11 protein-coding genes are annotated in these 11,430 nt (G+C 69.0%); 5 read left to right on the top strand and 6 right to left on the bottom strand.

The window, feature by feature from the left end:
• Positions 1-24: 24 nt before the first annotated feature.
• The 4 genes from ligM to C0010_RS13455 all read right to left on the bottom strand — a co-directional run bounded on the left by ligM (position 25) and on the right by C0010_RS13455 (position 5,114).
• Complete coding sequence (ligM, locus tag C0010_RS13470) at positions 25-1,431, bottom strand: vanillate/3-O-methylgallate O-demethylase (RefSeq protein WP_105567609.1); 1,407 nt, start codon at positions 1,429-1,431, stop codon at positions 25-27.
• Between the two features lie 29 nt (positions 1,432-1,460).
• Positions 1,461-2,342 (bottom strand): formyltetrahydrofolate deformylase, encoded by an 882-nt coding sequence (gene purU / locus C0010_RS13465; RefSeq protein WP_105567608.1) that lies wholly within the window; start codon positions 2,340-2,342, stop codon positions 1,461-1,463.
• Entirely contained in the window at positions 2,339-3,142 is an 804-nt protein-coding gene (locus tag C0010_RS13460) for a methylenetetrahydrofolate reductase (protein WP_105567641.1), read from the bottom strand. The genes purU and C0010_RS13460 overlap by 4 nt, the downstream gene beginning before the upstream one ends.
• A gap of 247 nt (positions 3,143-3,389) precedes the next feature.
• A complete protein-coding gene (locus C0010_RS13455) occupies positions 3,390-5,114 on the bottom strand; it encodes a tannase/feruloyl esterase family alpha/beta hydrolase (RefSeq protein ID WP_105567607.1) in 1,725 nt (574 codons plus the stop codon).
• A 159-nt stretch (positions 5,115-5,273) separates the two neighbouring features.
• Between C0010_RS13455 and C0010_RS13450 the strand changes: the two genes are divergently transcribed.
• From C0010_RS13450 to C0010_RS13430, 5 genes are read left to right on the top strand one after another with little or no spacing between them, the layout of a single operon-like run.
• A complete protein-coding gene (locus tag C0010_RS13450; RefSeq protein ID WP_105567606.1) occupies positions 5,274-6,266 on the top strand; it encodes an ABC transporter substrate-binding protein in 993 nt (330 codons plus the stop codon).
• A gap of 6 nt (positions 6,267-6,272) precedes the next feature.
• Positions 6,273-7,109 carry an ABC transporter permease gene (locus C0010_RS13445; protein ID WP_105567605.1) on the top strand — a complete coding sequence of 279 codons (837 nt, stop codon included), beginning with the start codon at positions 6,273-6,275 and terminating at the stop codon, positions 7,107-7,109.
• Positions 7,109-7,885 carry an ABC transporter permease gene (locus C0010_RS13440; protein WP_105567604.1) on the top strand — a complete coding sequence of 259 codons (777 nt, stop codon included), beginning with the start codon at positions 7,109-7,111 and terminating at the stop codon, positions 7,883-7,885. The genes C0010_RS13445 and C0010_RS13440 overlap by 1 nt, the downstream gene beginning before the upstream one ends.
• The gene (locus C0010_RS13435) at positions 7,875-8,723 is read left to right on the top strand and encodes an ABC transporter ATP-binding protein (RefSeq protein WP_105567603.1); all 849 of its coding nucleotides are present in this window, start codon (positions 7,875-7,877) and stop codon (positions 8,721-8,723) included. Before C0010_RS13440 ends, C0010_RS13435 begins: the two co-directional genes overlap by 11 nt.
• On the top strand, positions 8,716-9,921 hold the full coding sequence (locus C0010_RS13430; protein WP_105567602.1) for a Bcr/CflA family efflux MFS transporter: 1,206 nt from the start codon (positions 8,716-8,718) through the stop codon (positions 9,919-9,921). Before C0010_RS13435 ends, C0010_RS13430 begins: the two co-directional genes overlap by 8 nt.
• A gap of 175 nt (positions 9,922-10,096) precedes the next feature.
• On the opposite strand, the gene C0010_RS13425 is transcribed toward C0010_RS13430, so the two are convergent.
• Together C0010_RS13425 and C0010_RS13420 are read right to left on the bottom strand one after the other, a co-directional pair.
• Positions 10,097-11,044, bottom strand: coding sequence for a hypothetical protein (locus tag C0010_RS13425; RefSeq protein WP_105567601.1), 948 nt, complete (start codon positions 11,042-11,044; stop codon positions 10,097-10,099).
• Positions 11,041-11,400: a PadR family transcriptional regulator gene (locus tag C0010_RS13420; RefSeq protein WP_105567600.1), complete on the bottom strand. Its 360-nt coding sequence runs from the start codon at positions 11,398-11,400 to the stop codon at positions 11,041-11,043. Before C0010_RS13420 ends, C0010_RS13425 begins: the two co-directional genes overlap by 4 nt.
• Between the last annotated feature and the right edge of the window lie 30 nt (positions 11,401-11,430).

Below are 11,430 nucleotides of genomic sequence, written 5' to 3'. Positions count from 1 at the left end.
CCCGACGGTGTCAGAGGCGGCGGATCAGCTGCCGTAGCCCGTGCGCCAGCCGCCGTGGTACGTCTCTCGGGCGACCGTGGAGTACGGCACGGGGCTGACGACGGCGCGCACCTCGATCTGCTCGTGGGGCTCGACCGAGGCCTTCTTGGTGCCGCCGTTCGGCTCGCCCCAGACGACCTTCACCTCGGCGCCCTCCGGGACGTCAGGGTTGACCGTCGCGAGCGACAGGCCGCGCTTCTCGTTCGCGCTGTAGCCCGTGAACATCGAGTAGCCCACGACGTTGCCGTCGGCGTCGACGACCGAGTCGTAGTTCGCCGAGCCGTAGTTCGCGAGCGGCAGGTCGAAGAACTTGTAGCTCGGGCCGTCGGTGTCGAACAGCGAGCCGAAGATCTTCGTGAGGTCGTCGGCGTTCCAGGCGAGCGTCACCTTGCGGCGCTGGGTCGCCGGGTCGACCTTCTCGAGCGCGTCGCGCCCGATGAAGTCGTGGTCGAACTTGACGAAGTTGCCGTAGCCGAGCTCCCAGGGCGTGAGGTAGTAGTCCTCGATGTCGCCCACGTACGAGCCGGCGAGCGTTCCGGTCGCCTCGTAGCTGTCGGCGCCGAGCCACTGGCGGTAGGCGGCCTCCTCGGCGCCCGTGTAGATCGCGGGCAGCGGCGAGGGGATCCACCCCGACTCGAGCGTGTTCGACGGGTAGGCGCGCGAACCGACGGGGACGAGGCCGAATTCGGCGCCCGCATTCACGATCGTGTCGCGGATCAGGTCGTGGTCCTCGTAAGGGCCCCAGATCTCGAGGCCGGGGGCGCCCGCCATGCCGTGGCGCAGCGTGCGCACCTGCTTGCCCGCGATCGTCATGGTCGACATGTTGAAGAACTTCAGCTGCTCGAGCGGGCCGCCGTTGACCTTCTCGATGACGTCCCAGGCTTTTGGGCCCTGGATCTGGAAGCGGTAGTACTTGCGCGTGACGGGGTGGCCGTAGGGGCGCGAGGGGGAGCGGCGGTCGACCTCGATGTCGAGGTTCGAGTACCCGCCGGTCTCGCCGTGGAACATGAGCCAGTTCGATGCGGGTGCGCGGCCGACGTACACGTACTCGTCCTCGGCCTCGCGGAAGAGGATGCCGTCGCCGATGACGTGGCCGGCCGCCGTGGTCGGCACGTACTGCTTCGCCTTGTCGACGGCGAAGTTCGCGACGGAGTTGATCGCGGTGTCGCTGATCAGCTTGATGGCGTCGGAGCCCTTCAGGAACACGTTGTCCATGTGGTGCGACTGGTCGTAGAGAACGGCGGTCTCGCGCCAGGCCCTCTGTTCCTTGATCCAGTTCTGGAAGTCGGCGGGCACGACGGGGTAGATGTACGAGCCGATCTGGGAGTTGCGCAGCAGCTCGACCGGGTTTCCTGCCTGGTCGATCGCCTGCTGAAGATTCTGGGGTGCCACGATGAACCTTTCTGATTTCTGAGATGGGGTCAGGAGGGGAAGACGATGGTGTGGTTGCCGTGCCGGATCACACGGTCCTGCGCGTGCCAGAGCACGGCGCGGCTGAGCACGGCGCGCTCGACATCGGCACCGCGGCTCTGCAGGTCGTGGACGGTCTCGGCGTGGGTGACCCGCACGACGTCCTGCTCGATGATCGGTCCCTCATCGAGCTCCTCCGTGACATAGTGCGCGGTCGCGCCGATGAGCTTGACACCGCGCTCCTTCGCCTTGCGGTAGGGGCCCGCGCCGATGAACGCCGGCAGGAACGAGTGGTGGATGTTGATCACAGGGACGCCGACATTCTGGAGGAAGTCATCGGAGATCACCTGCATGTACCGGGCGAGCACGATGAGGTCGACGTTGCCCTGCACGAGCTTCAGGATCTCGGCCTCCGATTGCGACTTGTCGGGTCCTGTCTGCGACGGCACGTGGAAGAACGGGATCCCGAACTGGCGCACGTCGTCGGCGACGTCGGTATGGTTCGAGATCGTCATCGGGATCGTCACGGCCAGTTCGCCGCGGCGGTGGCGCCACAGGAGGTCGAGGATGCAGTGGTCGCTCTTCGAGGCGAGGATCGCTACGCGCATCGGCTGCGACATGTCGCGCAGCTTCCACGCCAGCCCCATCGGCTCGAGCGTGTTCGCGAGGTCGGACCGGATGTCGGGCATCGCGGCGACGAGGTCGGGGCGGTGCAGCACGACCCGCTGGAAGAACTGACCGTCCACGGGGTCGGTCGAATGCTGGTCGAGCGAGAGGATGTTTCCGCCGTTGCGGCTGATGACCGACGCGACCTGGCTCACGATGCCCTGCTGGTCGGGCCCGTGCACGATCAGGCTCGCGTGGTCGACGAGTTCGGGGATGGTGCCGCTCATGCCGCCGCCTGGAACTTCCGTGCCCACTCGGCCGTCGCCGACAGGCCGCCGAAGGTGTACAGGTGGATTCCGATGTCACCGGCGGCACCGTCGGCGGCGACGAGCGCGCCGAGGTCGTTGATGAAGCGGTCAGGGCCTGCCGTCCCCATCAGGTTCGTGAGCGAGAAGCCGTACTTCTTGACGATCATCGCGTTGGCGCCGATGCCGAAGCGGCGGGCGAAGCCGAGCAGGCGCTTGATGCCGGCGGGGCCCGGCGTCCCGATCCGGATGGGCGCGTCGATGCCGCGCGCGCGGACCTCGCGGATCCACGAGGCCACCGGCTCCGTGTCGAAGCCGAACTGCGTGAGGATCACGGCGTCGAGGCCCTGGTCCCGCAGCGCGGTCGCTTTCGCCTCGAGGTGCTCCCAGAGCACGTCGTCTGCGATGTCGGGGTGGCCCTCGGGATAGCCCGCGATCGAGACCTCCTTGACGCCGTACTCGGGCAGGAGGCCGGAGCGGATCAGGTCGAGGGAGCTCGCGTACGGCCCCTCGGGTGTCTCCGGGTCGCCGCCGACGGCGAAGACGTGGTCGGTCGCACCGACGTCGCGCAGTGCGGCGAGGAACTCCTCCAGCCGTGCGGCGGAGGCGATGCGGCGGGCCGAGACGTGGGGCACGGGCACGAAGCCGGCCTCTTTCACGGCCTTCGCAGCGGCGACGCGCATCTCGAGATCCTCATTGCCGAGGAAGGTCACGTTGATGCGCGTGCCCTGCGGGATGGAGCTCTGCGCCTCGAGCAGGCCGGGCACGTCCTTGCCCGTCATCTCGAGCGAGAAGTCGTCGAGGAGGTTCTGACCAGCGTTCACGGATGTGGGTCCTTCCGTCGTGACGGGCGTCGGTGCCCGTCCGGATCGAATATAGCTATGACGATAGGTATATGTCTAGGGGCGCGCACGATTCGTTCTCGGACACCCAGGTCCGGACTTCACGGCAGCGGCGCAGACCGGCACGTCTCCGTCGAGTCCGCTGCCGTTCGCAGGGGGCTCGACGGAGACGTGTGGACTCAGCCGGTCAGCGGGCGCTCCCCGGCTCGCCCGAGCTCGGCTTGCAGGCGAAGCTCTCCGCCGATTCGGGGTCGCCGCCCGTGTAGCGGGCGACCTCGGGGTAGGGGCAGAGGGGCCGTGTGCGGTCCGCCGACCAGTCGGCGGGGACCTCGTTGTTGGCGCCTGCGGGGTTTCCTGCGCCGCGGGCCGTCGCGACGATGCGGTCGGGCGCCTCGCCCTGCTCGACCCACGACACGAGCGTGCCGAGCGCGTCGAACTGGTCGGTCGCCTGGCCGCCCTGCACGTGCGCCATGCCCGGCACCTCGAAGTAGCGCACGAAGTCGCGCGCATCCTTGTAGCGATCGGAGACCTCGCCGTACCAGCGCGCCGTGTCATCCGGGCTGAAGACGCCGTCGGAAGCGCCGTGCACGACGAGCATCTTCGCGCCCGTGTCGCGCAGCGTGTCGAGGCCGGTGTCGTCGCCGACGGGCGTCATGAAGTCCATGGCGCTTTCGCCTGCGATGCCCTGCTCCCAGATGCCGGCGGCCTTCTCGTCGATATCGAGGGCGAGGGCGTAGCCGGGCAGGTCGCTGAGGATCGACGGGTCTTCGGGCTCCGGCGAGAACACGAACCCGACGGCCATCGGGTCGAGGGCGATGCTCGCGCCCAGCTTCCATCCGGCCCAGCCCGAGTTCGAGATGCCGGCGTCCCACGGGAACGACGTGTAGATCGCGTCGCCATCGCTCGTGGCCGCGCCCGCCATCACTCGGTCGAGCACCTCCTTCTGCGCTGCCGAGAGGCATGTGCCGTCCCTGTCGCCCTCGCAGCTCGGGATGTCGCGCTCGACGTCGAAGAACTTCGCGCAGCGCTCGCCGTCCGCGACGATGCCGTCGACGAGGCGGTCGATGCCGTCGCATCGGTCGAGGATCGCCTGCGACACGACGGAGCGCTCTTCGGCGGTGAAGGCCGATTCGAGGTCGCCGGGCGTCGTCGCGACCGTGTTCCACTGCTGCGCGCCCCAGATCTGCGCGACGGCCGCCTGCGGCAGGTTGAAGCCGGGCGCGACGGGCAGGAACCCGTCGTACTGGTCGGCGTAGCGCGTTGCGGCCACCATCGTGTGGCGGCCGCCGTTGGAACCTCCGGCGATGTACGACGTGTCGGGCCCTCGCCCGTACGCCTCTGCGATGAGCTCCTTGGCCATCGGCGTGAGCGTGCCGACGGCCTGGTAGCCGTAGTCGAGCCGTGCCTGCGGGTCGAGCCCGAACAGCGGGTTCTGCGCGCCGGAGTGACCCGCGTCGGCGCTGATCACGGCGAAGCCCTTCTGCAGTCCGTTCTCGAGCTGGCCGCGCATGGGTGCGCCCATCGCCGTGTTCACGTTGCCGTCCATGCCGCCGTTGGCCTGGTAGAGGAAGCGGCCGGACCAATCGGTCGGGAGGCGCATCTCGAACCCGATCGCGTAGGTCTGGCCGTCGACCTCGCTGACGCGCTCATTCATCCGACCCTGCACGAGGCAGTGCTCGCCGATGTCTTCGCCGGCGTTCTGGAGTGCGCCGGCCGGGACCAGCTCGACGGTGTCGATCTGCGTGTCTTCGTAGGCGAAGTCGGCGAGCGCGGTGCACTCGGCGAGGGTGCCCGGCTGGGCCGGTACGACCTGTGGCGGAGCGGTCGGCGGCGCCGCGAGAGCGGCGGTCGCCGACAGTGTCAGGCCCGCCGCGGCCGCGAGGCCGACGAGCAGACGGGGGAGTTTTCTCATGGGTGTTCCTCCTCTTCGAGGTCGCCCACCGGCGGCGTTGCCGGCGGGCTCTGGGAACATGGTGGCCTGAACCATTGACATTTTCAATAGTGGGAAGGTTTACTGGTTTTACCCGACGCCTGGAAGGGCGCTCACTCAGTCACAAAGGAGTAGCTGAGCATGTTCAGTCGCACTCGAATCACAGCAATCGCGGCCGTGGCCGCAACAGGTCTCCTCCTCGCGTCCTGCAGCCAGGGGTCTCCGAGCGGCGGGGGCGGAGAGGGCGGCTCCGGCGAGACCGAGGGTCTCACCTCCGTCACCGTCGGTGTGCTGAAGATCGCGCCGTCGGCCGCCGTGCAGTACGGCATCGACGAGGGCATCTTCGAAGAGCACGGCCTCGACGTCACGCTCGCCGAAGCGCAGGGCGGTGCGGCCATGCTGCCGTCCGTCTCGACAGGAGAGTACGACTTCGGCATCGGCAACGGCCTCTCCGTTCTCACGGCGGCGACGCAGGGCATCGATATGCGCATGGTGTCGGGCTATTCGTACTCGCTCGCCGAGGGCGAGGACATCAACGCCGTCGTCGTGCGCGCGGGCGACGGCATCGAATCGTGGAGCGACCTCGAGGGCAAGACGGTCGCGACCAACACCCTCAAGACCCAGGGCGACCTCACGATCAACGAGGCGATCGAGCGCGACGGCGGTGACCCCTCCAGCGTCGAGTACATCGAGGTGCCGTTCCCGGACGCGCTCGCGCAGCTCGAGGCGGGCAACGCCGACGCCGTCTGGATCCCCGAGCCCTTCTATTCAGCGGCGAAGGCGGACGCGGAGACGTTCTCGATCGTCGGCTTCCCCAACCAGGACTCGATCCCCGGCCTGCCGACCATGGTCTCCTTCGCCTCGGGGGCGACGGTCGACGACAACCCCGAGCTGGTGCAGCAGTGGCGTGACGCGCTCACCGAGACGCTGGACGCCGCGACGGCCGATGACGAGGGCCTGCGCGAGACGATCGTCGAGTTCACGGGCATGCCTGCCGAGACGGTCGAAGTCATCGGGCTCGAGCGGCTCTCAGGAGAGCTGGAGGACGACCTGATCGTGCAGCTCAGCGACATGGCCGTGAAGTGGGGCTTCCTGGAGTCGGAGCCCGACCTCGACACCGTCATCGCCCCGTAGCGCATCATGGCAGTACCCGAGACGATCACGCGCACGGTTGCCGTCGCGCAGCGCCGCGGCAGCAGGCGCCGGTTCCGGCCGCGCCGCCTGCTGCTCGGCCTCGCGGGCATCCTGAGCGTTCTGCTCGTGTGGGAGGTGGTCTCCCGCACCGGCATGCTCAACCCCGAGTACTTCCCGCCCGCCTCCGAGGTCATCGCGCAGCTCGGTGCCAACGCGACGCTCACGGGCTTCTGGCAGGCGGTGGGCGTCACGCTCGGCACGTGGGCCCTCGGGATGCTCGTCGCCTTCGTGCTGGCGATGCCGCTCGGCATCGTGATCGGCCTGTCAATGCAGCTGACGAGGATCACGCGCTCGACCGTCGAGTTCCTGCGGCCGATCCCGTCGGTGGGTCTGATCCCGCTTGCCGTTCTCGTGTTCGCGGTTCCCCTGCAGCAGAGCCTGCTCATCGTCGTCTACGGCGCGTTCTGGCAGATCTTCGTGCAGGTGCTCTACGGCGTCGCCGACGTCGATACGGTTGCGATGTCGACGGCCCGCAGCTACGGCTTCACCTGGCTGCAGCGCGTGCGCGACGTGGTCTTCCCGACCATGCTTCCGTACCTCGTGACGGGCATCCGGCTCGCCGCGGCGGTCGCGCTGATCCTGACCGTCACGATCGAGCTCGTGGTCGGCACGTCGCACGGCCTCGGCTTCGAGATCGCGCAATCGCGCAACGCGGCGCTGTACGAATCGACATACGCCCTCGTGCTCGTGACGGGCCTGATCGGCGTCGCGATCAACGTCGGCGTCCGCTTCGTCGAGAAGCGGGTGCTGTCGTGGCACCAGTCCGTGAGGGAGGGGATCTGATGCGCAAGGCGCTCATCGCACTGGCCTACGCGCTGGGCCTGCCGATCGTGCTCGTGCTGATCTGGTACGTCGCGACCCTCGGTGCGACGAACCCGTTCGTGCCGAAGCCCCTCGTCCTCGTCGAGACCTTCGCGGAGACGTGGTTCGGCGACCGCATCTCGAACGACATCCTGCCGAGCCTCGCACGCTTCGTCGTCGGCACGGGCCTCGCGATCGTGATCGGCATCATCCTCGGTCTCGCGGTCGGGCTCAGCCGCGGCCTGCGCGCCTACACCGAGCCCGTCTTCGAGTTCTTCCGCGCGCTTCCGCCGCCCGTGCTCATCCCGATCCTCGCGCTGATCCTCGGCGCGACCGACGGCATGCGCATCTCGGTCATCGTGCTCGGCGCCGTCTGGCCCGTGCTCCTGAACACGATCGAGGGCGTGCGTTCCGCCGACGAGGTGCAGACCGAGACGAGCCGCTCGTACGGAATCACCGGATGGGGCAGGATCCGCCACCAGGTGCTGCCGTCGGCCGCGCCGCAGATCATGGCGGGCGTTCGGCAGGCGCTTCCGATCGGCATCATCCTGATGGTGATCGGCGAGATGCTCTACTCCACGGCCGGCCTCGGCTACTCCATCACCCAGTTCCAGCGGCAGTTCGCCGTCTCGCAGATGTGGTCGGGCATCCTGCTGCTGGGGCTCCTCGGATTCGTCGTCTCGCTGCTGTTCAAGCTCGTCGAGCGCCGCGTCCTCCGCTGGTACCACGGACTGAAGGACCTCGAGAATGCCTCCTGAGAACACGACCGCACCCGCCGGCCGAACCCTGCCCGCCGACCAGACCCTGCTCAGCGTGCGGGGCCTGCAGAAGGTGTACGAGACGGATGACGGGCCCATCGAAGCCGTGCGGAATCTCACGTTCGACCTCGGCAAGAACGAGCTCACGTGCCTCGTCGGGCCCAGCGGATCGGGCAAGACGACGCTGCTGAAGTGCATCGCGGGCCTCCTGGAGCCCACGAGCGGCGAGGTGCTGCTCGACGGGAAGAAGGTCACGGGGCCGCCGAAGAAGATGGCCGTCGTCTTCCAGGAGTACGGCCGCTCCCTCTTCCCGTGGCTGCGCGTGGCCGAGAACGTCGAACTGCCGCTCCGGAACGCAGGCGTGCCCAAGGGGGAGCGGCGCGAGCGCGTCGCTGAGGCGCTCGAGTCCGTGGGGCTCGGGCACGCCGCGAAGCAGTACCCCTGGCAGCTGTCGGGCGGTATGCAGCAGCGCGTCGCGATCGCTCGTGCGATCGCGTACCAGCCCGAGGTGCTTCTGATGGACGAGCCGTTCGCGGCCGTCGACGCGCAGACCCGCGCCGACCTCGAGGACCTGGTGCGCTCCATCCGGAAGCGCCTGGGCGTCACGGTGCTGTTCGTGACGCACGACATCGACGAGTCGGTCTACCTCGGCTCGCGGGTCGTCATCCTGTCGTCGTCGCCGACGGTGGTGCAGGAGGACATCGAGATCGACCTGCCGGAGGATCGCGACCAGCTCGAGACCCGCGCTCTCCCGCGCTTCACCGAGCTGCGCCACCACGTGTACGAGCAGATCCAGAAGGCGAAGCAGGGGTTCCGGCCCGACGACGCGCGTGTCTGAGGCGACGCGGCCGACGCTGACGCCGGGGCTCCTCGGCGCGCTCGGCTTCGTCGCGATGGCGGGTTCCCTCGCCACCGACCTCTACCTGCCCGCGTTCCCGGATGTGCAGGACGACCTGGGTGTCTCGGCGCCCGTCGTGCAGCTCACGCTGACGGCGTTTCTCGTGGGCGCCGCGATCGGGCAGTTCTCGGTCGGCACCGTGAGCGATGCGCTCGGCCGGCGCCGCACCCTGCTGGTCGCGCTGTCGCTGTACGCGTTCGCCGGCTTCGGGTCGGCATTGCTGCCGACGATCGAGGGCGTCATCGCACTCCGCTTCCTGCAGGGCGTGTTCGGGGCAGTGGGGGCAGCGGTCGCGCGGGCGATCGTCGCGGACATCGCCGAGACGAAGCAGCAGGCGACGCGCGGCATCAGCATCGTCGTCGCGATGTTGGGCGTCGGGCCCGTGTTCGGCAGCCCGTTGGGCGCTGTTCTCGTCGAATGGGGCGGCTGGCGCCTCGCGCTGACGGGGCTCGCGACACTCGCGTCGGCGATGGTCGTCGTGACGGCCCTCGCCATCCCCGAGTCGCTCCCGCCCGAGGATCGCCACCCCGCCCGCATCCGGCCCCTGCTCGGGAACCTCGGTCGCCTCCTGCGCGACGGGCCCTTCGTCGGCTACGCGCTCTCGTACGGCCTGACCTACGGGGCGTTCGTCGTCTACATCGGCTCGTCGTCGTTCATCGTGCAGAGCGTGTTCGACCGCTCGCCGATGACGTATTCGCTCGCGTTCTCCGCGTCGTCGCTCTGCTTCGTCGGCGGCGCGCTGCTCAACGCCCGGCTGGCGAAGCGAATCGGCGCTGCCGCCGGCCTGCGCGCGGCCCACATCGCCGCGATCGCCGCGGCAGGCGCCCTCGTCGTGCTCGCGTCCGGTGGGGCGCTGACCTTCGCGGCGTGGGTGCCGCTGTCGTGCGTGTTCGTCGCCGGCATCGCGGGGGCGATGTCGAACACGACGGCGCTCGCGCTCGGCAGGGCGGGGTTCGCCGCCGGTGCGGGCTCGGCGACCCTCGGCCTGTTCCAGTACGTGATCGCCGCCCCGGCGTCGCCCCTCGGCGGCCTGTGGGGCGACGACACCGCGCTGCCGGCGACGATCGGGATGGCCGTCGGAGCAGCCTTCGCCCTGTGCGCGGCGCTGTCGGCCCGCGCGGCCGAGCGCCACCGATAGACCCTCGTTTCGGGCCCTTGCGTGTGACGGGCAGCGGCAGGAGACATGCCGGTGACGGAGGGCTGCGGCCTCCGCCGCGGCCCTCCGGAGGCCGACGCCACCAGAACGTGCCGGACGGGACGGCCCGATGCGATCGTTCAGGCCGTCCCGGCCCCTGCCTCTGAGGCTCGTGACCTCAGCGGATGAACGTGGTGCGGCGCCGGCGCAGACTGTGGACCCAGACGATTCCCACGACCGCGGCGGATGCGCCGAGCCACGCGATGAACAACAGACTGACAGGTGCGGCCGACCAGCCGTCGCGCGCGTATCCCACGATCATGACCATCGCCCATGGCATCGTATAGATCGTGCCGCTCAGAGCCTCGGACCCGTACCCGCACGCGGCAGCCGTGAGCAGGCAGAGGAACAAGCCGCTGAGGATCAGGAACAGCCAGGGCGAGAGGTCGCCCCAGATCCGTTGGTCGGAAGGGTAGCCGTAGAGCCCGAGCATTAGCCAGTGCATCGTGAGGAGCACGCCGACGAGCAGTGAGACTGGCCAGACCCGAGACCATCGGACCTCGCCGAGCGCGGCCAGCGCCGCCCACAAGCCGAGGAACACCAGCGTCCTCGTCGAGGGGAGCGGGAGACCGGGCAGTAAGAGATGGGTCGCGGCGAGCGCAATGCACACGACGAATGCTGATGAGGCTGCCCAGCGGGCCGCGCGTGGGTGCCCCGTCGAGGCGAGGACGCCCGCGATGATCCACGGTGTGGCGAGGGCGGTGCCCGCGACGATCCACGCGATGACGTTACTGCCGAAGCCTGCGGCGATGGCGCCGCCGTAGACGTCTTCCGCTGCGGGGGCCAGGACGAACGAGACGACGTAGACGAGACTCACGGCAATGCCCGTGCCGAGCGCGAGCGAGGCCACGAGGCTGCGCGTCGCGCGGCTCAGCACGCGCTCCGCCCAGACGGAAGCGGCGTGGGCGTGGATGCTCAGCTTCTCCGACAACGGCAGCCGGCCACGGCCGGAAGCTTCGGCGGCGTCCATCAGCACCCCGACGGCGGCGGCCCCGTTCCGCTCCCGCCACTCCCGCGGGTGCAGCCGGAACGCCCTATCGAACTCTTTCGGCTCCAGCGCGCTCATGCGGCGCTCACCTTCGCGCCGAACGCCGGCAGGTTGCGGGCGCGGTTCAACCGAGTCTGCGCCTCGGCGGCGATCCTGGCCGAACGCTCTGCCGCCTCGCTGAGAGCGGTGGCACCCTGCTCCGTCAGTGCGTAGTAGCGACGCAGCCGGCCGTCGGTGACTTCGTCTCCGGCCTCTTCGACCAGACCCTCGGCGGCCAAACGATCCAGCGCGGCGTAGAGCGTCCCGACCTTGAGCTGCACGCGATGTGCCGACAGCTCGTCGGCCTCTGCGATGAGCGCGTAGCCGTGCTTCCGGCCACCCGCGAGCGCGGTCAGGATGAGGAACGTGGGCTCACGCATCTCTTTCGTAGTCATGTGTACATGATACTCAGTTCAATTGAATAT

The organism is Microbacterium halophytorum (assembly GCF_002970975.1).
Lineage (GTDB): Bacteria > Actinomycetota > Actinomycetes > Actinomycetales > Microbacteriaceae > Microbacterium > Microbacterium halophytorum.
This window is presented reverse-complemented; position numbering and strand designations above follow the sequence as displayed.

Excerpts from the sequence above, each read along its gene's own strand:
- purU (WP_105567608.1), bottom strand. The coding sequence starts at position 2,342 with ATGAGCGGCACCATCCCCGAACTCGTCGACCACGCGAGCCTGATCGTG.
- C0010_RS13460 (WP_105567641.1), bottom strand. The coding sequence starts at position 3,142 with ATGACGGGCAAGGACGTGCCCGGCCTGCTCGAGGCGCAGAGCTCCATC.
- C0010_RS13455 (WP_105567607.1), bottom strand. The coding sequence starts at position 5,114 with ATGAGAAAACTCCCCCGTCTGCTCGTCGGCCTCGCGGCCGCGGCGGGC.
- C0010_RS13450 (WP_105567606.1), top strand. The coding sequence starts at position 5,274 with ATGTTCAGTCGCACTCGAATCACAGCAATCGCGGCCGTGGCCGCAACA.
- C0010_RS13445 (WP_105567605.1), top strand. The coding sequence starts at position 6,273 with ATGGCAGTACCCGAGACGATCACGCGCACGGTTGCCGTCGCGCAGCGC.
- C0010_RS13440 (WP_105567604.1), top strand. The coding sequence starts at position 7,109 with ATGCGCAAGGCGCTCATCGCACTGGCCTACGCGCTGGGCCTGCCGATC.
- C0010_RS13435 (WP_105567603.1), top strand. The coding sequence starts at position 7,875 with ATGCCTCCTGAGAACACGACCGCACCCGCCGGCCGAACCCTGCCCGCC.
- C0010_RS13425 (WP_105567601.1), bottom strand. The coding sequence starts at position 11,044 with ATGAGCGCGCTGGAGCCGAAAGAGTTCGATAGGGCGTTCCGGCTGCAC.
- C0010_RS13420 (WP_105567600.1), bottom strand. The coding sequence starts at position 11,400 with ATGACTACGAAAGAGATGCGTGAGCCCACGTTCCTCATCCTGACCGCG.